The sequence below is a fragment of the Bacteroides oleiciplenus YIT 12058 genome, from assembly GCF_000315485.1.
Lineage (GTDB): Bacteria > Bacteroidota > Bacteroidia > Bacteroidales > Bacteroidaceae > Bacteroides > Bacteroides oleiciplenus.
Genome location: NZ_JH992940.1, coordinates 893786 through 918065, shown reverse-complemented (window position 1 = coordinate 918065; position 24280 = coordinate 893786). Strand labels below are relative to the sequence as shown.

Below are 24280 nucleotides of genomic sequence, written 5' to 3'. Positions count from 1 at the left end.
TACTCTAAGCAATATATTACTTTATGATACGAGTTGGTATAACGGGCCAGCCCGGCTTTGTAGGTACCCATCTTTACAATGAGCTCGGTCTGTTCCCTGATGAATTCCTGCGTATCCCCTTTGAAGATTCCTATTTTCAGAGTGGGGATGAATTGCGTTCCTTTGTGCGTGAATGTGATGTAATTGTGCATCTGGCTGCTATGAACCGCCACCCGGATGCCTGTGTGCTTTATGAAACGAATATCCGCCTGGTAAGCCAGTTGATATCCGCCATGGAAGCCGAGAAAGTCACTCCCTATGTACTGTTCTCTTCTTCTACTCAGGAGGAGCGTGACAACGAATACGGGCGTTCCAAACGCGAAGGGCGTAGCCTGCTTGAAGAGTGGGCGGGACGGAACCATGCCAGTTTTACCGGCATGGTTGTTCCCAATGTGTACGGCCCTTTCGGCCGTCCCAATTATAACTCTTTCATCGCTACTTTCTGTCATAAACTGACTCATGGGGAAACTCCTGAGGTTCTGCAGGACAGTGAAGTGAATCTTATCTATGTGGGTAACCTTTGCAAACATATCATCGGCAAGATACGCGAAGTTGCTTCAAGTGATGCTCCGGTAATCGAACGCGATGCCGTCCCTTATGATTTTGAGAAGAAAGTAACCAAGATATTGGACTTATTGGAAAACTTTAAATCCCTCTATTTTGACCAGGGTATCATTCCTGTCCTGAAGGATAAGAATGAAGTGAACCTTTTCAATACCTTCTGCGGCTATATTGACTTTGTTTCCGTCTATCCCCGTAAATTGATAAAACACGAAGACCCGCGTGGTATGTTTGTGGAAACGGTCAAACTGGGTATTGGCGGACAAGTTTCTTTTTCCACTACAGTTCCCGGTATCACGCGTGGTAACCATTACCATACCCGTAAGATCGAACGTTTTACCGTTATCCGTGGGAAAGCCCGTATCCAGTTGCGCAAGATAGGCACGGATGAAATCCTGAACTTCTATCTGGACGGCAATGAGCCTTGCTATGTGGATATGCCCGTCTGGTATACCCATAACATCACTAATATCGGCGATGAAGAACTCTATACACAGTTCTGGATCAATGAGTGGTATGACCCTTCGGACGGTGACACCTACTTTGAACCTTGTGATAAAAATGAAAACTATAAATTGAAATGAGCAAGCTTAAGTTAATGACTATCATAGGCACCCGTCCGGAGATTATCCGTCTGTCTGCCACCATTAAACGTTGTGACCAATACTTCGACCAGATACTGGTACATACTGGTCAGAACTATGATTATTCCCTGAATCAGGTATTTTTTGAAGACTTGGGGCTTCGTGAACCTGACTATTACCTGAATGCGGTAGGTAAGGACCTTGGTGAGACTATCGGTAATATCATAGCGAAATCTTACCAACTGATGGCGGAAGTACAACCCGATGCAGTTCTGGTTCTGGGAGATACTAATTCCTGCCTTTCCGTTATCGGTGCTAAACGTCTCCATATTCCCATCTTCCACATGGAAGCGGGTAACCGATGTTTTGATGAGTGCCTCCCTGAAGAGACTAACCGGCGGATTGTTGACGTGACTGCTGATGTGAACCTTTGTTACTCGGAACATGCCCGCCGTTACCTGAATGCCGCGGGTACTCCCCGTGAGCGTACCTATGTGGTTGGTTCTCCTATGGCTGAAGTCCTGCATAACAATCTGGAACAGATCAAGGCGAGTACTATTTTGGAACAGCTCAATTTGGAAAAGGGTAGATATATTCTTCTTTCCGCGCACCGTGAAGAAAACATCGATATTGAGAAGAATTTCTTCAATCTGATGAATGCGGTCAATGAGATGGCAAAAAAATACGATATGCCTATTCTCTATTCATGCCATCCGCGTTCGAAAAAGTTCATCGAACAGCGTGGTTTTGTATTTGACGAGCGGGTTATCCAGCACCAACCTTTGGGTTTCCATGATTACAATCATCTTCAGATGAATGCTTTTGCCGTAGTTTCAGATTCAGGTACTTTGCCTGAAGAGAGTAGTTATTTCCTTTCTATCGGTCATCCTTTCCCGGCTGTTTGTATCCGTACGAGTACGGAGCGTCCCGAGGCTTTAGACAAGGGTAACTTTATATTGGCCGGTATAACAACGGAACAGGTGTTGCAGGCTGTTGATGTGGCGGTGGAGATGAACCGTGACGGTGCTTTGGGTATTCCTGTTCCTGACTATGAGGATGAGAATGTATCGGTTAAGGTTGTGAAGCTGATCCAGAGCTATACCGGGATAGTGAATAAGATGGTTTGGAGAAAATATTGATTTAGGAAAATGAATATTCTGTTCCTGACCCTGCATCGTATTTCTGATTTATCAGAAAGAGGTATCTATACTGATTTGATGCGTGAGTTTGTTCGTCATGGGCATCATGTTCACATAGTAGTTCCTGCCGAACGTCGCTTTCGTGAGTCCACTAAAATGTTGAAGACCAATGATGCCCAAATTCTACGGGTGAAAACCCTGAATATTCAGAAGACGAATCTTATAGAGAAAGGCCTTGGTACATTGCTATTGGAATATCAATATCAACGTGCCATTCAAAAATATTGGAAGGGTATAAAGTTTGATTTAATACTGTATTCTACTCCTCCCATTACTTTCAACCGGGTGATTGCTTCTGTAAAGAAACGGTGTGAGGCAAAAACCTATCTTTTGCTGAAAGATATATTTCCTCAGAATGCGGTTGACTTAGGAATGTTTTCAAGAAGTAGTTTCATATATAGCATGTTCCGTAAGAAAGAAGAAAAGCTTTACCAACTCTCTGATTATATCGGCTGTATGTCTCCTGCTAATGTGGAGTATGTATTAAGGCATAACCCATCGGTGAAAGCTGAAAGGGTGGAGGTGTGCCCTAACAGTATTGAAGTGGATGAAAAGAATCTGGAATATGACAGGGATGCCTTACTTCAGAAGTTGAATATTCCGATGCATAAGCTGCTGTTTATTTATGGTGGCAATTTAGGGCGTCCGCAGGGGATAGACTTTCTGACTGAAGTTCTTGCTGCTAATGAGGAATGCTCTGATACTTACTTCATAATCGTTGGTAATGGCACTGAATTCGGAAAAATGGAACGTTGGTTTTACGATAATCACCCTCGTAATGCCTGTCTGTTATCTTCTCTTCCCAAACAGGAATATGATAACCTGGTGAGAGCTTGTGATGTAGGTTTGATCTTTTTGGATAAACGCTTCACAATACCCAATTATCCTTCCAGGTTACTATCTTATCTGGAAAACAGAATGCCTGTGCTGATGGCTACTGACATGCATACGGATATTGGTGCAATAGCAGAAAAGAATGGTTATGGTCTATGGACCGAAAGTGGCAATCTGGATACGTTTATGGAGATGGTTGATTTCATGGCTACTGATAGAAATAGGGTCAGAACAATGGGTGAGAAAGGTTATTCTTATCTGATTACCAATTATACGGTAGAAAGAGCATACCGGATACTAATGAGACATTTTGAGTGATTATGTATTCTTGTTTTCTGAAGCGTCTTATTGATTTTGTAATAGTGTTTTTTGTATTGGCTGTTATTTGGCCTATATTACTTTTTATGGCAATCTGGTTGCATTTTGCCAATAAAGGTGCGGGTACGTTCTTTACCCAGGAACGCCCCGGAAAGAACAGTAAGATTTTCAAAGTCATCAAATTCAAAACAATGACTGACGAACATGATGAAGATGGCAACCTGATGCCGGATGAGAAACGTTTAACAAGAATAGGAAAGTTCATCCGTTCTACTTCTGTTGATGAATTACCTCAATTAATTAATGTGCTGAAAGGTGATATGGCCCTGATTGGTCCCCGTCCCTTACTTCCTCAATATCTTCCTCTTTACACAAAGGAGCAGGCACGCCGACACAATGTTCGTCCGGGTATTACGGGATGGGCTCAGGTGAATGGACGTAATGCTATCTCTTGGACAAAGAAGTTTGAACTGGACGTATGGTATGTGGATCACTGTTCTTTCTTACTGGATTTAAAAATATTTTTCCTTACAATAAAGAAAGTCTTTGTACGTGAAGGTATCAGTTCTGATACTTCAGTAACAATGGAGCCTTTTAACGGAAACAATTGAAATATTAGCTAATGTATTTATATGGTGCCAGTGGTCATGCTAAAGTGATCATTGATATTTTACGTGCAAATAATGAAAGAATTGATGCATTATTTGATGATAATGAAGCGCTTCATTGTCTTCTTGACTATCCCGTATTACGTTCGTCGGAGGTCCGTGGACCGTTGATAATCAGTATTGGCAGCAATGGTATTCGGCGGAAGATTGCTGAAAGTCTGAATACAACATTTGGTAAAGCTTTTCATCCTTCAGCCATCATATCGGAAGAAGTTGAAATAAAGGAGGGTACAGTGGTGATGCAAGGATCTATTATACAATCCGGTGTTCATATCGGCAAGCATTGTATTATAAATACCGGTGCTTCCGTGGATCACGAATGCCTGATTGGTGATTATGTTCATATTTCTCCTCATTGTACTCTTTGCGGTAATGTACAGGTAGGTGAGGGTACCTGGATTGGTGCAGGTACCACTATTATTCCGGGAGTTAAAATCGGCAAATGGAGCGTGATAGGTGCCGGTTCTGTTGTTACCAAGGATATTCCGGATAATGTTCTTGCAGTGGGTAACAGGTGTAAAGTTATAAAAAGATTATAATCGTTTTCTTTTAATCATATACTTCAATGGACAAGAGGATTTATCTTTGCCTTGCTCACATGAGCGGCAAGGAGCAGGATTTTATAAAGGAAGCCTTCGATACGAACTGGGTAGTCCCTTTGGGCCCCAATGTGAATGCTTTCGAAGAAGAACTGAAACATTTTGTAGGACAGGATAAGGAAGTTGTTGCTTTATCTGCAGGTACGGCAGCCATTCATCTGGGATTAATCCAACTTGGTGTAGGTACTGGTGACGAGGTGATCTGCCAGTCATTTACCTTTTGTGCTTCTGCCAATCCGGTGGCTTATCAGGGGGCAACTCCTGTGTTTATCGATAGTGAAGAGGATACCTGGAATATGGATCCTGCTTTATTGGAAGAAGCTATCAAGGACAGAATCGCGAAGACAGGCAAGAAACCTAAAGCTATTCTTCCGGTTCATCTTTACGGTATGCCTGCCAGGATTGATGAGATTTGTGCTATTGCATCGAAATATGATATTCCGGTCTTGGAAGATGCCGCAGAAGCTTTGGGCTCCGAATTCAAGGGTCAGAAGTGCGGTACTTTCGGCACTTTCGGTGTCTTGTCTTTCAATGGTAATAAGATGATTACGACTTCGGGTGGCGGTGCGCTCATTGTTCCTGATGAAGCGTCAAAGAAACAGACTATGTTTTATGCTACGCAGGCTCGTGAGCCTTATCCTCATTACCAGCATGAAAAGATTGGTTATAATTATCGCATGAGTAATATCTGTGCTGGTATTGGCCGTGGCCAGATGACTGTTCTGGATGAACACATCGCTCATCACCGTCATGTCCATGAGCTTTATGCGAAGGCTTTTGAAGATGTGGATGGCATTGCTTTGAAGTCTAATCCTGATGATCGTTTCAATGCTAATTACTGGTTATCTACGATTCTGATAGATCCGGATAAGACCGGTACTAATTATGATGAAATTCGCTTGAAACTGGATGCTCAAGGTATTGAGACCCGTCCCTTATGGAAGCCTATGCATCTTCAACCTGTTTATGCGAACAATCCCCGTTATGTTAATGGTGTTTCTGAACGTTTATTCAATATGGGTTTGTGTATTCCTGCCGGTCCTTGGGTGACGGATGAAGATGTTGCTTATATTGTGGAAAGAATAAAACGATGCTGCAAGAAGTAGTACGATGCTACGGAATACCCCCATGTATTAGAAATTGGGATGAAAAGCCTTGTAGCGTTTAGCTGCAGGGCTTTTTTTGTAAAAATGCTTATGAGCCTTTCAACAAAGTTCTTTGAGCCACACAGCAAAGTTCTTGTGAAATATTCCTCGTAGATTTGCACCGTAACAATAAAACGAATGAAATATGAACGATATTTTTGCAAAAGATTTAAGTGGCAAAATGTTTTCACCCAATGAACAGGGTTATGAGAGACTGATTTCTGACATTTTTGTGAAGTAAACGAAAAATAAAGTAAGCAATGAAAAAGGAATATGAAATGAGCCGCCGCGGTTTTCTGAAAACGGCAGCCGCTGTGGGGGCGGCATTGACCATTCAACCCACAATTAATAAGGTAAAAGCGGCTAATGCTGCTCTCAATGGCCAAAGCATGTCGCCCGTAGAGAAGGACGGGGTGCAGTGTCGTACGCTTGGAGCTGGAAATGCAGTATTTGAGGTTTCGGCACTTGGTTTTGGTGTGATGGGTATGAACTATAACCGCTCGCAGTCGCCCGATAAGAAAGAGTGCATCCGCATCATTCACGAGGCAGTGGACAGAGGTGTGACGCTGTTTGATACTGCTATTATTTACGGGCCATTGCATAATGAGTTATTGGCAGGTGAGGCATTGGAGCCTTATAAAGGGCGGGTGAACGTAACAACGAAGTTCGGTCACGAAGTGATAAATGGCAAAGGAACAGGTAGACAAGACAGTAGTCCGGCAACCGTTCGCCGTTATTGCGAGGAATCATTGAAACGTCTGCGTATCGACTCTATTCCGCTCTTTTATCAGCACCGTTTTGATCCGAACGTGCCAATAGAAGAAGTTGCGTCGACTATTGGTGACTTGATAAAAGAAGGAAAGGTGCAGCGTTGGGGCTTGTGTGAAGTTAGTGTCGACACCATCCGCCGTGCGCATGCTGTACAGCCGCTTACAGCCATACAGAGCGAATATCACTTGATGCACCGACTGGTGGAAGAAAACGGCGTGCTTGATGTGTGTCGTCAACTCGGTATCGGTTTCGTTCCATACAGTCCTATCAACCGTGGTTTCCTCGGTGGTTGCATTAATGAATATACGGTATTTGATACGAACAATGACAATCGTCACACACTACCCCGTTTTCAACCCGAAGCCATCCGTGCAAACACGCGTATTGTGAATGTGCTGCAACAGTTTGGACGCACACGGGGCATGACCTCGGCACAAGTAGCCCTCGGCTGGCTCTTGCAGAAAGAGCCATGGATAGTTCCCATTCCCGGCACGACTAAACTTTCGCATCTGGACGAGAATCTACATACGCTTTCGTTCAATGTTTCACCCGGAGAGTGGAAAGAACTGGAAGATGCTGTTGCTGCTGTTCGCGTAGTGGGCGAACGGTATAATGCGGAACAGCAGAAGCAAGTAGGACACTAATCTGCTACGTGTCTATTACTGCTAATGGCTATGCGCTGTTGTTGGGCATCGCCATAGCGGCAATTGATTATTGCCAAAGTAAATAATGCCTTTTAGCTTTGCTATATTAATCATATTATATACATTTGTCCCTCAATTCAAAGCAAACATAAATAATAGAGGGGATGGGCTTTATTTCAGTTTATACATTCAAATATACTATAATAAGGCTCATTCTTTGTAGCCTTATTGGGATAGAACTACTGGTTGCTTGTAACCCGAAAGGAGAGGACAGGCGGGTATTGGTGATACATTCTTTTGAAGAAGCTTATAGCGCGTATCCCGATTTTAATAAGATGATATCCGGACAATTTAAGAAAGCCCATATAAATGCTGATATTAAAACTTTATATCTGGATTGTCATACCTATGAAGAGCAGGCCGAACTGGACTGGATGTACCTGCAACTTGATTCTTTAGGTGATTGGATACCGGAAGTGATTCTTGTAAATGAGGATCAGGCAACTTACTCACTGCTGAAATGCGGACACCGACTCGTAAAAGAAACTCCTGTTGTATTTGCCGGCGTCAATTATCCCAATTGGAATTTAATTAAACAATTTACAAATGTGACAGGGTTTTATGATGCTCCTGACTATATAACAAATATAAAGTTTATAGAACGGTTTTTCCAACGGAAACCAAGAGTGATGTTGCTGCAAGAGGAGACGTATCTTGACAGGCAAATTAAGGCTGATTTAAGAAAGCAGTTGAGCACTACGAAAATAAAAATCTATGAATCTAATATAGGAGAGCCGGAACCTCCCAGGCGTACATTGAAACAAAAAATGGAATTTCGTGCAGGATTAGACTCTACTGTGGTTACCATTAAAAGTTTTCACGATACTTCAGTAGGTAGTGCAGGGATTATATGGAATTTGGGGAGGTATGTAAATAATTCCCATTATTTGCAGACGAAACGGGATTATATAACTGTGAACGTGGGTAACTTCTCTTATAACTCCAGCTTTTCTGCTATAAATGAAGCCGTCGGGTATGGAGAGAATCTCATAGGGGGATATTTTACTCCTCTGCATGTGCAAGTGGAAGATGAAGTGGGAGCGGCAATACAGATTTTGAAAGGTAAGCATCCCTCTGATATGTCTATACAGGAAAGCAAGAAAACATATGTAGTAGACTGGAAGGCTCTTCGAAACGATAACCTGGATGTTTCTTTACTTCCTTCCGATTGTGAAATACTGAACCAGCCCTTTTATGAGCGATATAAGGCGTTGAGCCTGTGGGTGGGAAGCATTTTGCTGATGACTGTTGTTGCTCTGTTCGCATGGTTGATATACATTTACAGGCGTGAAACACGTAGAAAAAAGAATGCTCTCCATGAACTGAAGAATGAAAAGGAATCTTTAGCATTGGCTATTTCCGGTGGAAATATTTATGTGTGGAAGCGTGTGGATGAGTATTTTGTGATTGAAGATGCTTTTTGGAAGTCAATGGGATTGTTGCCTCATAAATTCACTACAGAAGGATTTCTGGAAATTCTTTCGCCGGAGCATAGGAGAACTTTCCTGAAAAATGAATATAAGTTGCATTATGCAGGTACCCGCATGGCAAAATATCAATGTAATTTTGATGGTAAGGGTTACCAATGGTGGGAGTTTCGTTATAGCATAACAGAAGATGCTAAAGGAGAATTAAGCTTACTTGGTATGATGCTGAATATCCAGGAGGTGAAGGATCGTGAGCAAGAGTTGATAGAAGCAAGAGAGTTGGCCGAAAAAGCAGAACTGAAACAATCTTTCCTGGCAAATATGAGTCATGAGATACGCACACCGCTGAATGCTATTGTAGGTTTTTCAAATATATTGGCTGCTGATGAAGCTTTGACGGAAGAAGAACGCTGTGATTATATCGATTCCATCAACAGGAATAGTGATCTCCTGCTGAACCTTGTGAACGATATACTGGAGCTTTCGCGCATTGAATCGGGATTTATGACTTTTGAATTGGTTGCGTGTGGGGTAAATCAGATTATTGATGAAAATTTTGATACGTATAAAGTTTTAGTACCGGAACAGTTAGGTTTTCTCAAAGAGACACTGGATAACGATGTTGTTGTTTATGTAGATAAAAATCGTCTGGCCCAGGTGATTGGGAACTTCGTGAACAATGCGATTAAATTTACAAAGAGCGGATACATAAAGTTAGGAAGTGCATACGATCTGGATACCCGTCAGGTTTCTATCTATGTAGAGGATACCGGTAAAGGTATTCCTAAGGAAGAACATCAAATGATATTCAACCGTTTCTATAAACAGGATGAGTTTACCCAGGGCACTGGTCTGGGTTTATCCATAAGTAAGGTGATTATCGATAAGTTAGGAGGAAGGATTGATTTGTATTCAGAACCGGGTAAAGGAAGCCGCTTTACGGTGATTCTGTCTGCTATGCAATAATTACTCTTCAATCCATTCTACTATCTTTTCTGATAGCGGATCGGTTGTTGATCCATAGGAAGCTACCCACTTTCCGTTTTCATCTATCAGGAATTTGTGGAAATTCCAACCGACTTTTGCATCCTGAACGCCGTTTTCGCTTTTCGTAGTAAGCCATTTGTATAGGGGGGCAATGTCTTTTCCTTTAACGGAAATCTTTTCCATCATCGGAAATGTAACTCCATAATTCAATGTGCAGAATTCCTTGATTTCTTCATTGCTTCCCGGTTCCTGATGCATGAAGTTATTGGCAGGAAAGCCAATTACCACGAAATTATCTTTCCCATATCTGGTATATAATTCTTCGAGCTTGGCGTATTGCGGAGTGAATCCACATTTGGAAGCAACATTAACCACCAGCACTTTTTTACCTTTAAAGGTAGAAAGTGATATATCTTTTCCATCAATAGTCTTGACTGTGAAGTCATAGAAACTCTTCTGCTGTGCCTGAACAGCTATTGCCATCATTGCCATACATATACTTATAATAATTGTTCTCATCTTTATATTCTGTTTATGTATAAAAACAAAATGCAGTCTTAAATAGTTTATCACTGGAATAAAAAAAATACTACCTTTGCACCCCGGTAAAAAGATTAGTTTTTTAGGTAAAAATAGGTATGAAGAAGAGTCTTATTGCATTAGCATTCGGCACCTTGGGATTGGGTATTGCTGAGTTTGTCATGATGGGTATTCTGCCTGATGTGGCTAAGGATTTAGGTATTAGTATTCCTGTTGCAGGACATTTTATTTCTGCATATGCTTTGGGCGTTTGTGTGGGTGCGCCTGCTTTGATCTTAGCCCGTAAACATCCGTTGAAACACATTTTATTGGCATTGGTGGCACTGATTATGGTGGGAAATATCTGTGCGGCAATGGCACCTAACTATTGGGTGTTGCTATTGGCACGTTTCATTTCCGGACTTCCTCACGGTGCATACTTCGGTGTGGCTTCTATTGTAGCGGAGAAATTGGCTGATAAAGGAAAAGGTTCCGAAGCTGTGTCGATTATGATAGCGGGAATGACTATTGCCAATCTTTTCGGGGTTCCGCTGGGCACTTCACTGAGTAATTCAATTTCCTGGCGTGTTACTTTCTTGTTGGTGGGCTGTTGGGGAGTGATTATCCTTTATTATATCTGGCGATGGGTGCCTCATGTGGAGGGATTGAAAGATACAGGATTCAAAGGACAATTCCGGTTTTTGAAAACGCCTGCGCCTTGGCTTATTCTGGGTGCGACAGCATTAGGGAACGGAGGTGTTTTTTGTTGGTATAGCTATATCAATCCGTTGCTGACAGATGTGTCCGGATTCAGTGCTGGTAGCATTACCGGATTGATGGTATTGGCAGGTTTTGGTATGGTGGTAGGAAACTTGGTTAGTGGACGTCTTTCTGATCGTTATACTCCTGGGAAAGTGGGAACTACCGTGCAAGCCATGATTTGTATTGTGTTGTTATTGATATTCTTCTTGTCTCCTTATCCGTGGTTATCTGCATTATTGATGTGTCTTTGCACGGCAGGTTTGTTTGCAGTTTCCAGTCCGGAGCAGGTACTGATTATCCGTGTAGCTAAAGGTGGGGAGATGCTGGGGGCAGCTTGTGTACAAGTGGCATTTAATCTGGGCAATGCAATTGGAGCTTATGTGGGTGGATTGGCTATTAGTGGCGGTTACCGCTATCCTGCACTGGCAGGAGTGCCTTTTGCCATGCTGGGTTTCATTCTGTTTCTGGTCTTCTACAAGAAATATCAGGCAAAATATTAAGACATCTCAATATCTTTTCGTATTTTTGTCCACAGGTATTAACTAAACGAAATGAATTATGAAAACTTTGAATGTTGGAAAAATATTACTGCTATGTGCCTTTGCTATTGGTTTGACGTCTTGTGGAGATGATGTTTATTATACTATGGAGAATAGCGATAAAAAGCTATGTGACAGAACATGGGTGGATGAATCAGAGACGAATGAGGGAGCGCCTTGCACTTATCAACTGAAATTCTTCAAAGATAATAATAAGGGTCAGGAACTCACAATAACGTATGATGAGGGTGGAAAAACAACAGTTGACAGAGAGTTTTCCTGGCGCTGGGCGGATAATAGTAAAGAGGCTTTGAGGATGACTTTTCCTGATGGAAAAGTAAAGTACTTTGAGAATGTGTGGGTACGCGATCATTATCTTAGCGGTAAATTGGATGGTAAGATTATAATGATGACAGATGCCAGTTATACGAAGAACTAATTTAAAACATAAAGGAAATGAAGAAATATCTATATTTTATATTTGCATGTGTGTTGACTTTAAGTCTGGCATCATGTGATGACGATGATCAATATAGTATAGAATCGGTAATAATTGGTCGTGCATGGACGGGAGATGTCGGTATGAATGCTGACAATGGTGAACCTCTTTTCAGTACATTCACTTTTGGAGGTGATGGATTTGGTGAAGAATATCAGTATTATTCATATGATGGAGCTCAATATGAGTATTACCGTTTTCAATGGTGGTGGGAAGATGATTTTAGCAATAATCTTGTATTAAATTATGGCAGGGCAGGTACTTCTTTTATGGACAATGTCAGAGTAACAGGAAACCAGTTGCGAGGTACATTTCATATATCGGATGATAGTCCGGGATTCAATTTTATATTAGAAATGGAATAAACATATATATAATAAAAACGGGTCACTTTATAAAGTGACCCGTTTTTATTATGTTCGTTTAATCTTTTCTCTTTAGAAACAACTTCTTGAAATCTGACGGATAAGGCGTCTCAAACTGCATTAACTCTCCCGTCACCGGATGATAAAAACAGAGTTTGAAAGCATGTAGCGCCAGGCGTCCGATAGGATTTACTTCTTCCAGACCATAACGTCCATCACCAATAATAGGATGTCCCAAATCTTGCATATGTACACGGATTTGGTTCTTGCGTCCTGTTTCCAGGTTCAGTTCTACCAAAGAATAACCGTTAGCACGTTTAATAGTGCGGTAATGCGTAATGGATTTTTGTCCTCCGTCATCTGTCGGACTGGAATAGACATAAAGCATGCGGTCTGTAAGCCAGGATACCACACAGCCGGCATTCTTTTCCATTTCTCCGTTAACTACCGCTACATAACGACGGTCGGTCACAATATCATGCCAGTTATCACGCAAAGTAAACTGTGTCTTTTCGTCTTTGGCAAACATCATTAACCCCGAAGTATCACGGTCGAGGCGGTGGACGATATAAACACTACTGCCACGTCCGTTTGAGCGTTGCACGTATTCATTTAAGATATGGTAGGCAGTGCGTTCTTTCTGGCGTTCGGTGCTGACTGATAGTAATCCCTGCATCTTTTCCACTACAATGATATACGCATCCTCATATACAATCTTCAGCAGCTTATTATGAAACTCCTTCTTGCCCTTATCGCGACTGATTTGTACTTTCATACCCGGTTTGAGCGGGAAGTTGTATTGAGTGGTTATCACACTGTCTACAAATACCACTCGCTTGCTGAGCAGTGATTTTAGTTTGGTGCGACTGGCGTCCGGCATCTTGGCTGCCAGAAACTCCATAAGCTCAATTGGCTCTTTAACTGTGTAGTCCGTGTATTGAGTGCGGGCTCGTGCTACAATTTTTCCTCTTGCCACGTTGATGGTGATTAATGGTTAGTGATTAGTGATTAATTCTCAGTCTTCATTTCTTAATTCCAGTAACACTACATTTTCCACATGATGAGTGTGTGGAAACATATCTACTGGTTGCACGGCTTTCACCTTATATTTTACGTCAAGCAATTGCAAGTCGCGTGCCTGGGTTGCAGGGTTACAGCTTACATATACAATGCGTTTCGGTTCAGCGAATAAGATTACATCTACTACATCCTGGTGCATACCTGCACGTGGGGGATCGGTGATGATGACATCCGGACGACCGTATTCATTAATGAAATCCTGCGTCAGTATATCCTTCATATCACCGGCAAAAAACAGCGTGTTCTTGATTCCGTTGATTTCTGCATTTACCTTTGCATCTTCAATAGCTTCGGGCACATATTCGATTCCGATGACCTGGCGGGCTTGTTTGGAAACGAAGTTGGCAATGGTTCCCGTGCCCGTATAAAGGTCGTATACCAGTTCCTCCCCAGTCAGTCCGGCAAACTCACGTGCTATCTTATAGAGATTATACGCTTGTTCTGAATTAGTCTGATAGAACGATTTGGGACCTACTTTGAAGCGTAACCCTTCCATTTCCTCAAAGATGTGGTCTTTACCTTTGAAGGTGTATACATCCAGATCAGTGACGGTATCGTTCCGCTTATTATTAATAATGTATAGGAGAGAAGTGATTTCAGGGAATGTATCTGCTACATATTGCAAGAGTTGCTTGAATAGTGGCATTTCTTCCTCTTCTTCTATCTTTGCAATGAGGATAACCATCAACTCTCCAGTGGTAGATGTGCGTACAATCATATTGCGCAACATACCTTCCTGAGTGCGTAGGTTGATGAATGAATAGTTGTGCTCGTAAGCGTAATCACGTACGGCATTGCGGATGCGATTGGAAATGTCATCCTGTAGCCAGCACTTTTCTATGGCCAATACTTTATCGAAAGCGTTGGGAATATGGAAACCTACGGCATTCATTTGGTCATATACCACATTCTGTTTTATTTCTTCTTCCGTCAGCCAACGTTTGTTTGAAAAAGTATACTCCAGTTTATTTCTATAAAACTGCGTCTTCTCTGAACCAAGGATAGGGGAAATTTCCGGAAGTTCTATTTTTCCGATGCGGGTAAGGTTGTCCGTCACCTGCTTTTGCTTGTACTTGATTTGTTCGGAATAGGGGAGAACTTGCCATTTACAACCGCCGCATATACCATAGTGTTGGCAGAATGGGACAGCTCTTTCACGAGAATATTCGTGGAACTTCACTGCTACAGCTTCAGCATAATGATGCTTTTTTCTCTTAATTTGCAGGTCTACTACATCTCCGGGAACGACATAAGGTACGAAAATAACCAAATCATTGACCTTTGCGATGGCTTTTCCTTCGGCAGCCACATCCGTTATTGTCACTTTCTCCAGTAGGGGAAGCTCTTTTCTATTTCTTGCCACTTTTACACCAGTCTAATAAATTATTCTGCAAAAGTAGACATTTTTTCGGGATTTCTCTCTATGAAGTGAAATATTAAAGATTGCAATGTCGAAATTGCATTTTGATAGAAAGTTTTTTCTCAAAAAGTTTTCTAGTATGCGAAATATACTTAGATTTGCGAACAGAAAAAATCACAATCGAGAAACTTAAATTTATATTATGGACAAAAAAAGAGTTTATACCTTTGGTAACGGTCAGGCAGAAGGAAAGGCCGACATGAAGAATCTTTTGGGGGGCAAAGGTGCCAACCTTGCCGAAATGAACCTTATCGGGGTTCCGGTTCCTCCCGGTTTTACAATCACGACTGAGGTTTGTACCGAATATAATGAGATGGGGCAGGAGAAAGTTGTTGCTCTGTTGAAAGGTGAAGTAGAAAATGCTATTGCAAATGTAGAAACGTTGATGCGTTCTAAATTCGGTGATATAGAAAATCCGTTATTGGTTTCCGTTCGTTCGGGTGCTCGTGCTTCCATGCCGGGTATGATGGACACAATCCTCAATCTGGGCTTGAATGATGAAGTAGTGGAAGGTTTGACGCGTAAAACAGGCAATGCCCGTTTTGCATGGGACTCTTACCGTCGTTTCGTACAAATGTATGGTGATGTGGTATTGGGCATGAAACCGACGAATAAAGAAGATATCGACCCCTTTGAGGCTATCATTGAAGAAGTGAAGCATGAAAAGGGTGTGCAGTTGGATAATGAACTGACAGTGGAAGACCTGAAAGAACTGGTGAAGAAATTCAAAGCGGCTGTTAAGAAACAAACTGGAAAAGACTTCCCGACTTGCGCTTATGAGCAATTATGGGGCGCTGTTTGTGCGGTGTTCAACTCTTGGATGAATGAACGTGCTATTCTGTATCGCAAAATGGAAAGTATACCTGATGAATGGGGTACTGCTGTTACTGTACAGGCAATGGTGTTTGGTAATATGGGTGAAACTTCGGCTACAGGTGTTTGTTTTAGCCGTGACGCTGCTACCGGTGAAGATTTGTTCAATGGTGAATATCTGATTAACGCGCAGGGTGAAGACGTGGTAGCCGGTATCCGTACACCACAACAGATTACAAAGATTGGTTCACAGCGCTGGGCTGAATTGGCAGGTGTTAGTGAAGAAGAACGTGCTGCCAAATATCCGTCAATGGAAGAGGCTATGCCGGAAATATATAAGGAGTTGGATGCTATCCAGACTAAACTGGAAAATCATTATAAAGACATGCAGGATATGGAGTTCACCGTTCAGGATGGTAAGCTCTGGTTCCTCCAGACTCGTAACGGTAAACGTACCGGTGCGGCGATGGTGAAGATTGCAACGGATTTGCTCCATCAGGGCATGATTGATGAAAAAACTGCATTGATGCGTTGTGAGCCTAACAAGCTGGATGAATTGCTTCACCCAGTATTTGATAAGTCTGCTCTGAAGCAAGCCAAAGCCCTGACTCGTGGTCTTCCCGCATCTCCGGGTGCTGCTACGGGACAAATCGTGTTCTTTGCAGACGATGCTGCCGAATGGCATGCTGCCGGCAAACGTATCGTAATGGTACGTATTGAAACTTCTCCCGAAGACTTGGCTGGTATGGCAGTTGCAGAAGGTATTCTTACTGCCCGTGGTGGTATGACTTCTCACGCGGCTGTTGTTGCCCGTGGTATGGGTAAATGTTGTGTGTCCGGTGCCGGTGCATTGAATATTGATTATAAAGCTCGTACTGTGGAGATAGATGGCGTTCTGTTGAAAGAAGGCGACTACATTTCATTGAACGGTAGTACGGGTGTGGTTTATAAAGGTCAGGTAGAAACGAAAGCTGCCGAACTTTCCGGAGATTTTGCAGAATTGATGGAGCTGGCTGATAAATATACGAAACTTCAGGTGCGTACCAATGCTGATACTCCCCATGATGCTGCAGTAGCACGCAACTTTGGGGCTATAGGTATAGGCCTTTGCCGTACGGAACACATGTTCTTTGAGGGTGAAAAGATTAAAGCTATGCGTGAGATGATTCTTGCAGAAGATGCAGAAGGACGCCGCAAAGCTCTGGCTAAGATTTTGCCTTACCAACAGGCTGACTTTAAGGGTATCTTCAAGGCTATGGAAGGTTGTCCGGTGACTGTACGTTTGCTCGATCCTCCTTTGCATGAGTTTGTTCCCCACGATTTGAAGGGACAACAGGAAATGGCGGATGCAATGGGCGTTAGTCTACATTATATCCAGCAACGTGTAGAATCACTTTGCGAACACAACCCGATGTTGGGACACCGTGGATGCCGTTTGGGTAATACGTATCCTGAAATCACGCAAATGCAGACACGTGCCATTCTGGGGGCAGCTTTGGAACTGAAGAAAGAAGGCGTGGAAACACACCCCGAAATCATGGTTCCGCTGACCGGTATCTTGTATGAGTTCAAAGAACAAGAAAAGGTAATCCGTGAAGAAGCTGCTACACTCTTTGAAGAAATAGGAGATAGCATCGACTTCAAAGTAGGCACGATGATTGAAATTCCTCGCGCTGCGTTGACTGCCGATCGCATTGCTTCTTCTGCCGAGTTCTTCTCATTCGGTACGAATGACTTGACGCAGATGACATTCGGTTATTCTCGCGATGATATTGCTTCATTCCTCCCGGTTTATCTGGAAAAGAAAATCTTGAAGGTAGACCCATTCCAGGTTCTCGACCAGAATGGTGTAGGTCAGTTGGTGCGCATGGCTACTGAAAAAGGCCGTGCCATCCGTCCGGACTTGAAGTGTGGTATTTGTGGTGAACATGGTGGTGAACCTTCATCTGTGAAATTCTGCCATAAGGTAGGCTTGAACTATGTAAGCTGTTCTCCGTTCAGAGTTCCCATTGCACGACTGGCAGCGGCGCAGGCGGCGATTGAAGACTTTAAGTAAATATTTCTAAAATCTGATATTTATAGGCTGTAAACCTCTTCTGAATAGGTTTGCAGCCTATTTTTTTTGAAAAAACATGTATTCAATAACCATTTATTTGTTTTTTCTTTAGTATATTTGTCCCCACTTAGAACAATCATATTACCTAATCTTTTTAATAACCAACTTTATGAAGCCGGATCTTGCCATATATTATAGATTTTGGGTTACAGAGTTTATCTCTAAAAATGAGCTTATATTGCTCTGTTTTGGGGTGATAATTTTGTTGCTTTTGGTTATTATGATTACTATATCCATGAGTAAGAACAAGCGTCTGAAGACTTTGCAGCAGTTAAATGACGTGGCAGAAGAAAGCAATCAGTTGAAGAATGCTTTCATTGCCAATATGACACATGAGATACGTACTCCGCTGAATGCTATCGTAGGATTTACGAATATACTTGCAGAGACTGATAATCTGAGTAGGGAAGAACGGATGATTTTCTTGAAAGAGATTAATGACAATAAGAATTTTCTTGTTCAGATGATAAATGACTTATTGGACTTTTCGAAGATAGAAGCCAATACGATAGAGTATAATGACGGAGATGTGGATGTGAATGCTTTGATTGAGGAAATATGTGCAGTTGAGAATGCGCATCCCAGGCCATCGGGAATCTTGTTGGAGTTTGTAGAGAAACTGCCTCAATGTCGTTTGATGATAGACCGGGTACGTTTTGCGCAGGTGGTTAATAATCTGGTAAAGAATGCTTTGAAGTTCACTGAGCAAGGTAGTGTGCGAATTGGCTATCGCCGTCTGAGCAATGACAATTTCTATTTTTATGTGGCCGATACAGGTTGTGGTATTGACGAAGAAAGCCGTAGGGCTATTTTTGAGCGCTTTGTGAAGATGAACTATAATATTCGTGGTACGGGTTTAGGACTTTCTATCACAAAATCCATTGTAGAACATTATGGTGGTGGTATCGGTGTAGAGTCGAAAAAAGGAGAGGGCTCTACGTTCTATTTTACTTTGCCTGCCGGAATAGAATACAAGGAATACGGAAAATTCTAAGTTGATGGACTTCGTTTTTAATCTGCCATTTCCTTTAGTTTCTTAAAATGGCGGATGACACCCAAGTAATCCCGGTCTGTGCAGACATTGAATTTGTTCCATAAGTCGCCCAGTACTACAGCACCGCCAAATCCGAAATCTTTTATTTCCAGAATGTTATCGGGGGTAATCCCACCTAATGCCATCACTTTTGTATCAATTATTCTTTCTTTTCCTGCTGCGCGTAGCTCTTCGGGGGTATAGCCGGAAAGAGTGCCTTGTTTAGTGATGCAATCATAAACCGGACTCATAAATACATAATCATAAAAATGCTTTTTGCTTTTTACTTCCTCTACCGAGTGGCAAGTGCAACTGACGTGTCCTGAATAGTCATGCGGTTCATGCGGATTTCGTGAGTTCAGATGAATACCCATGAGGTCAAACTCCTCTTTCAGATAGAAATGTTCGTGAGTAACGATGCGCCTGTGGTATTTCTCGGGAATTAGCGTCAATAGGCGCTCGGAATACATAGCAGGTGTTTCCGGCTTCCTTAGATGCAGAATATCCAACCCTTCTTCAAAAAGTGCTGTGATAATCTTGTCTTCTTCCACAAAAAATGTGGGGGCTGTGACTACAATAAGCTTCATTTCTATTGTTAAACGTTTATGTTTAGCAAAGTTAATGATAAATGCTTTCAGTGGGTAAGGTTTTTCTTTAAAAGATGTTAGATTGGATACACAAAACGTACCTTTGGGAATAACCATTCACAAAGGTACGCTTAAAAAGAGTTTATGATGTTGTTGTTATTTCATTCGGCTGCCTACTACGTCCCAATCAATAATACCCCATAGGGCATTTACATGATCGGCGCGGCGGTTTTGATAGTCGAGATAATAAGCATGTTCCCAAACATCGAAGCCCAACAACGGGGTGAGACCTGAACGTACCGGGTTACTTCCGTTAGCTTCTTTGGTGATGTGTAGTTTGCCATCCTTGTCTACTGACAACCAGGACCAACCTGATCCGAATAATCCTACAGAAGCGGCTGCAAATTCTTTCTTGAAGTTATCAAAACTTCCAAAGTCGCGTTTGATGGCTTCTGCCAACTTCCCAGTAGGTTCACTATGAGCAGGTTTCGGAGAAAACTGCAGGAAGTAAAGGGTATGATTCAGAACTTGTCCGGCATTATTGAAGATAGCTCCATCCGGTGCAGTGGCCACAATAGTCACTAAATCTTTATTTTCATACTCAGTACCCGGAACCAGGTTATTGAGGTTATTTACGTATGTTTGCAAGTGTTTACCGTAGTGGTAATCTATGGTTTGCTGACTGATTACAGGTTCCAATGCATTGTTTGCATATGGAAGTTTTGGCATTTCGTGAGTCATAATTATAAGCATTAATGATGTTAATAACGTATTCATAATTTGTCTTGAATTATAGTTTTGTTATTATAACGTTTTCCATCCTATAAATGTTCTTCCATATCCATTAATTTTTTTAGAAGTAGTTTTATTAGAGTGTTTCAGTCCACAAACATTTTTTATTCATTTTCATTCAATCATGAACAAGTTTCAATAGCTGATTCATATTAATTTCTGTTTTAGTTGGAGCAACATTATATATATGTGAAAATATTCTTCTAATTTTGCATACATGAATGCGAATTATATAGAAGAACTGAATGAAGGACAGCGTGCGGCAGTGCTCTACAACGACGGTCCGTCACTGGTTATAGCCGGTGCAGGCTCTGGAAAAACGCGGGTGCTGACCTACAAGATAGCCTATTTGTTGGAGAATAATTACCAGCCCTGGAATATCCTGGCTCTGACTTTTACGAATAAAGCTGCCCGTGAGATGAAAGAACGTATTGCCCGGCAGGTGGGTGCCCAGCGGGCACGTCATTTGTGGATGGGTACGTTCCACTCCATCTTTCTGCGTATTCTGCATGTAGAAGCTGCGAATATCGGCTTTACTTCCCAGTTCACCATTTATGATACGTCGGACAGCAAGAGTCTGGTGCGCTCTATTATAAAAGAAATGGGGCTGGACGAGAAAGTTTATAAGCCGGGCAGTGTGCAGGCGCGTATATCCAATGCAAAGAACCATCTGGTTTCTCCGGCAGGATATGCGGCCAATAAGGAAGCGTACGAAGGTGACTGCGCCGCTAAAATGCCTGCTATCCGTGATATTTATCGTCGGTACTGGGAACGTTGCAGGCAGGCGGATGCCATGGATTTTGACGATTTACTCTTTTATACTTTTATATTGTTCAGGGATCATCCTGAAGTGTTGGCACGTTATCAGGAGCAGTTCCGGTATATTCTGGTAGATGAGTATCAGGATACCAACTATGCGCAGCATAGCATTGTGTTACAGTTGGCCAAAGGACACCAGCATGTTTGTGTGGTGGGAGATGATGCGCAAAGTATTTATTCTTTCCGTGGAGCTGATATTGACAATATATTGTATTTTACGAAAGTGTACCCTGATACGAAAGTCTTTAAGCTGGAACAGAACTATCGCTCTACGCAAACCATTGTCTGTGCCGCCAATAGCTTGATTGAGAAAAACCAAAGGCAGATACGCAAGGAAGTTTTCTCTGAAAAGGAGAAGGGAGAGGCTATCGGTGTATTCCAGGCATATAGTGATGTGGAAGAGGGCGATATTGTTATCAATAAGATTGCGGAGTTACGCCGTTCGGAGCACTATGTTTACTCTGATTTTGCTATACTTTATCGTACCAATGCACAGAGCCGTGTATTTGAGGAAGCTATGCGAAAGAGGGGGATGCCTTACCGTATTTATGGTGGCCTGTCTTTCTACCAGCGTAAAGAGATTAAGGATGTGATAGCTTATTTCCGTCTGGTAGTGAATCCTAATGATGAGGAGGCATTCAAGCGTATCATTAATTATCCGGCTCGTGGCATCGGAGAAACGACGGTGGGCAAGATTATTGCTGCTGCTACGGAAAATAATGTCAGCCTTTGGAATGCACTTTGTGAACCGTTGACGTACGGTTTGAACTTCAATAAAGGCACGCATACCAAGCTGCAAGGTTTTCGTGACCTGATAGTATCGTTTATAGAAGGAGTGGCCGAGAAGAATGCTTATGAGATAGGTACGGAAATTATCCGCCAATCCGGTATTATCAATGATGTCTGCCAGGACAATTCACCGGAGAACCTAAGCCGTAAAGAGAATATTGAGGAACTGGTGAATGGTGTGAGTGATTTCTGTGCAATGCGTCTGGAAGAAGGTAATCCCAATGTTTCGCTGACAGACTTCCTTTCTGAGGTGTCGTTGCTCACCGATCAGGATTCAGACAAGGATGGAGACGATGAGAAAATTACGCTTATGACTGTTCATTCTGCTAAAGGACTGGAGTTTAAAAATGTATTTGTGGTGGGAATGGAAGAGAATCTCTTCCCCAGCGGCATGGTGGGAGACTCACCTCGCGCGTTGGAGGAGGAGAGGCGCTTGTTTTATGTAGCTATTACGCGGGCAGAGGAACATTGCTTCCTTTCGTATGCCCGCACTCGTTTTCGTTATGGAAAGATGGAGTTCGGTAGTCCCAGCCGCTTCCTGAAAGATATAGATATCCGCTTCCTACGCTTGCCCCAGGACACTGGACTGGGTAGTAAGGTTGATGAAGAAGCCGGGCATTTCCGCAGGGAAAATAGTGGCGGGTTCTCTCGTTCGCCTCATGCCCGTGAATCATTGTATAATTCTGAAAAAGAAACTTCCCAGCGTCCAAAACAACAGATTATTGCTCCGAGCGTACCGCGTAACCTGAAACGGGTGACTCCATCTGCTTCGCCTGTTGCGCCGTCTTCTGCTTCGGCAATGGCCGTGCAGCAGGGACAGCTTATCGAACATGAACGTTTTGGTTTGGGAGAAGTGATAAATGTGGAAGGCAATGGCGATAATGCCAAAGCAACCATTCGTTTCAAGAATGCGGGTGACAAGCAACTTTTATTGCGCTTTGCTCGTTTTAAGATTATCGGTTAAATGAAGAATTTTGCTACTTATGATAGATTTTAATTGTTTCCCTTCTCCATGTTATATCATGGAGGAGGATTTGCTGAGAAAGAACCTCACTCTTATAAAGAGTGTTGCCGACCGTGCCGGAGTCGAAATTATCCTGGCGTTCAAGTCTTTTGCTATGTGGCGTTCATTTCCCATTTTCAAGGAGTATATCAATCATTCTACGGCAAGCTCCGTTTACGAAGCGCGTCTGGCATTGGAAGAGTTCGGCAGCAAGGCACATACATATTCTCCCGCCTATACGGAAGCAGATTTTCCTGAAATCATGCGTTGCAGCAGTCATATCACTTTCAACTCCCTGTCGCAATTCTGCCGTTTCTATCCTATGATAGTGAGAGAGGGGAGCGGCATTTCTTGCGGCATTCGTATCAATCCTGAGTATTCTGAAGTGGAAACAGAGCTTTATAATCCCTGCGCTCCCGGAACCCGCTTCGGCATAACGGCGGATTTATTGACTGAAACCTTGCCGAAAGGCGTTGATGGCTTCCATTGTCATTGTCACTGCGAGTCCTCCTCCTATGAACTGGAACGAACGCTGAAGCATCTGGAAGAAAAATTCTCCCACTGGTTTCCGCAAATCAAATGGTTGAACCTGGGCGGCGGTCATCTGATGACGCGCAAGGATTATGATGTGGAACATCTTATCCATGTACTGAAAGGTTTGCGTACCCGTCATCCCCATTTGCGCATTATCCTGGAACCCGGTTCCGCTTTTACCTGGCAAACCGGTGTACTAACTTCCGAAGTGGTGGATATTGTAGAAAGCCGAGGGATCCGTACCGCCATTCTCAATGTCAGCTTCACCTGCCATATGCCCGACTGTCTGGAGATGCCTTACCAGCCTGCGGTGCGTGGCGCTGAGATGGGAAATAACGGTGGCTGCCATGTGTATCGACTGGGTGGGAATTCGTGTCTGAGCGGTGACTATATGGGCGACTGGAGCTTCGGACATGAATTGCAAATCGGCGAGCGCATTGTCTTCGAAGATATGATTCACTACACCATGGTAAAAACAAATATGTTTAATGGAATTCACCATCCTGCTATCGCTATGTGGACAAAAGACGGGAAAGCTGAAGTATTCAGGCAATTTTCTTACGAAGATTATCGGAACAGAATGAGCTGATAATCAAAAAAATGCCGTGTATGCAGGGCGGATGTATATTTTTCTTCGCGAAAAAAAGAGCCAGAATGTTTGCAGGTTTGGAGAAAATATCTACCTTTGCATCCGCAATCGCGGAAATAGCTCAGTTGGTAGAGCATAACCTTGCCAAGGTTAGGGTCGCGAGTTCGAGTCTCGTTTTCCGCTCA

20 protein-coding genes and 1 tRNA gene are annotated in these 24280 nt (G+C 42.7%); 16 read left to right on the top strand and 5 right to left on the bottom strand.

The window, feature by feature from the left end:
- Positions 1 to 23: 23 nt before the first annotated feature.
- From HMPREF9447_RS03970 to HMPREF9447_RS03935, 8 genes are all read left to right on the top strand, one after another.
- Positions 24 to 1184 carry a polysaccharide biosynthesis C-terminal domain-containing protein gene (locus HMPREF9447_RS03970; protein WP_009128301.1) on the top strand — a complete coding sequence of 387 codons (1161 nt, stop codon included), beginning with the start codon at positions 24 to 26 and terminating at the stop codon, positions 1182 to 1184.
- A complete protein-coding gene (gene wecB, locus HMPREF9447_RS03965; protein ID WP_009128299.1) occupies positions 1181 to 2323 on the top strand; it encodes a non-hydrolyzing UDP-N-acetylglucosamine 2-epimerase in 1143 nt (380 codons plus the stop codon). Before HMPREF9447_RS03970 ends, wecB begins: the two co-directional genes overlap by 4 nt.
- 9 nt (positions 2324 to 2332) lie before the next feature.
- Positions 2333 to 3535, top strand: a complete 1203-nt coding sequence (locus HMPREF9447_RS03960; protein WP_009128297.1) for a glycosyltransferase family 4 protein — start codon at positions 2333 to 2335, stop codon at positions 3533 to 3535.
- A 2-nt stretch (positions 3536 to 3537) separates the two neighbouring features.
- Positions 3538 to 4146 (top strand): sugar transferase, encoded by a 609-nt coding sequence (locus tag HMPREF9447_RS03955; protein WP_009128295.1) that lies wholly within the window; start codon positions 3538 to 3540, stop codon positions 4144 to 4146.
- 11 nt (positions 4147 to 4157) lie between these two features.
- Positions 4158 to 4742: an acetyltransferase gene (locus HMPREF9447_RS03950; protein WP_009128293.1), complete on the top strand. Its 585-nt coding sequence runs from the start codon at positions 4158 to 4160 to the stop codon at positions 4740 to 4742.
- A 26-nt stretch (positions 4743 to 4768) separates the two neighbouring features.
- Positions 4769 to 5908 carry a DegT/DnrJ/EryC1/StrS family aminotransferase gene (locus tag HMPREF9447_RS03945; RefSeq protein WP_009128291.1) on the top strand — a complete coding sequence of 380 codons (1140 nt, stop codon included), beginning with the start codon at positions 4769 to 4771 and terminating at the stop codon, positions 5906 to 5908.
- 299 nt (positions 5909 to 6207) lie between these two features.
- Entirely contained in the window at positions 6208 to 7362 is a 1155-nt protein-coding gene (locus HMPREF9447_RS03940) for an aldo/keto reductase (RefSeq protein WP_009128287.1), read from the top strand.
- Positions 7363 to 7526: 164 nt separating this feature from the next.
- Entirely contained in the window at positions 7527 to 9815 is a 2289-nt protein-coding gene (locus HMPREF9447_RS03935; protein ID WP_009128286.1) for a sensor histidine kinase, read from the top strand.
- Here HMPREF9447_RS03935 and HMPREF9447_RS03930 read toward each other — a convergent pair whose 3' ends face one another.
- Complete coding sequence (locus HMPREF9447_RS03930; RefSeq protein WP_009128285.1) at positions 9816 to 10355, bottom strand: glutathione peroxidase; 540 nt, start codon at positions 10353 to 10355, stop codon at positions 9816 to 9818.
- 119 nt (positions 10356 to 10474) lie between these two features.
- Here HMPREF9447_RS03930 and araJ point away from each other — a divergent pair, with 119 nt between their 5' ends.
- From araJ to HMPREF9447_RS03915, 3 genes are read left to right on the top strand one after another with little or no spacing between them, the layout of a single operon-like run.
- Entirely contained in the window at positions 10475 to 11617 is a 1143-nt protein-coding gene (gene araJ / locus HMPREF9447_RS03925; RefSeq protein WP_009128284.1) for an MFS transporter AraJ, read from the top strand.
- A 58-nt stretch (positions 11618 to 11675) separates the two neighbouring features.
- Entirely contained in the window at positions 11676 to 12095 is a 420-nt protein-coding gene (locus HMPREF9447_RS03920) for a hypothetical protein (RefSeq protein ID WP_009128283.1), read from the top strand.
- A gap of 17 nt (positions 12096 to 12112) precedes the next feature.
- Positions 12113 to 12520, top strand: coding sequence for a hypothetical protein (locus HMPREF9447_RS03915; protein WP_009128282.1), 408 nt, complete (start codon positions 12113 to 12115; stop codon positions 12518 to 12520).
- A 58-nt stretch (positions 12521 to 12578) separates the two neighbouring features.
- On the opposite strand, the gene HMPREF9447_RS03910 is transcribed toward HMPREF9447_RS03915, so the two are convergent.
- Both HMPREF9447_RS03910 and rlmD read right to left on the bottom strand, forming a co-directional pair.
- A complete protein-coding gene (locus HMPREF9447_RS03910; protein WP_009128281.1) occupies positions 12579 to 13496 on the bottom strand; it encodes an RluA family pseudouridine synthase in 918 nt (305 codons plus the stop codon).
- A gap of 39 nt (positions 13497 to 13535) precedes the next feature.
- Positions 13536 to 14963 (bottom strand): 23S rRNA (uracil(1939)-C(5))-methyltransferase RlmD, encoded by a 1428-nt coding sequence (rlmD, locus tag HMPREF9447_RS03905; protein ID WP_044137418.1) that lies wholly within the window; start codon positions 14961 to 14963, stop codon positions 13536 to 13538.
- A 199-nt stretch (positions 14964 to 15162) separates the two neighbouring features.
- Between rlmD and ppdK the strand changes: the two genes are divergently transcribed.
- Together ppdK and HMPREF9447_RS03895 are read left to right on the top strand one after the other, a co-directional pair.
- On the top strand, positions 15163 to 17889 hold the full coding sequence (gene ppdK, locus HMPREF9447_RS03900; RefSeq protein WP_009128279.1) for a pyruvate, phosphate dikinase: 2727 nt from the start codon (positions 15163 to 15165) through the stop codon (positions 17887 to 17889).
- A gap of 169 nt (positions 17890 to 18058) precedes the next feature.
- A complete protein-coding gene (locus HMPREF9447_RS03895; RefSeq protein ID WP_009128276.1) occupies positions 18059 to 18943 on the top strand; it encodes a sensor histidine kinase in 885 nt (294 codons plus the stop codon).
- 17 nt (positions 18944 to 18960) lie between these two features.
- Here HMPREF9447_RS03895 and HMPREF9447_RS03890 read toward each other — a convergent pair whose 3' ends face one another.
- Complete coding sequence (locus HMPREF9447_RS03890; RefSeq protein WP_044137718.1) at positions 18961 to 19569, bottom strand: thiamine phosphate synthase; 609 nt, start codon at positions 19567 to 19569, stop codon at positions 18961 to 18963.
- 156 nt (positions 19570 to 19725) lie between these two features.
- A complete protein-coding gene (locus HMPREF9447_RS03885) occupies positions 19726 to 20322 on the bottom strand; it encodes a superoxide dismutase (protein WP_044137416.1) in 597 nt (198 codons plus the stop codon).
- 256 nt (positions 20323 to 20578) lie between these two features.
- Between HMPREF9447_RS03885 and HMPREF9447_RS03880 the strand changes: the two genes are divergently transcribed.
- From HMPREF9447_RS03880 to HMPREF9447_RS03870, 3 genes are all read left to right on the top strand, one after another.
- Positions 20579 to 22933: an ATP-dependent helicase gene (locus HMPREF9447_RS03880; protein ID WP_009128270.1), complete on the top strand. Its 2355-nt coding sequence runs from the start codon at positions 20579 to 20581 to the stop codon at positions 22931 to 22933.
- 19 nt (positions 22934 to 22952) lie between these two features.
- The gene (nspC, locus tag HMPREF9447_RS03875) at positions 22953 to 24095 is read left to right on the top strand and encodes a carboxynorspermidine decarboxylase (RefSeq protein ID WP_009128268.1); all 1143 of its coding nucleotides are present in this window, start codon (positions 22953 to 22955) and stop codon (positions 24093 to 24095) included.
- Positions 24096 to 24205: 110 nt separating this feature from the next.
- Positions 24206 to 24278, top strand: a tRNA-Gly gene (locus HMPREF9447_RS03870).
- Positions 24279 to 24280 lie beyond the last annotated feature (2 nt).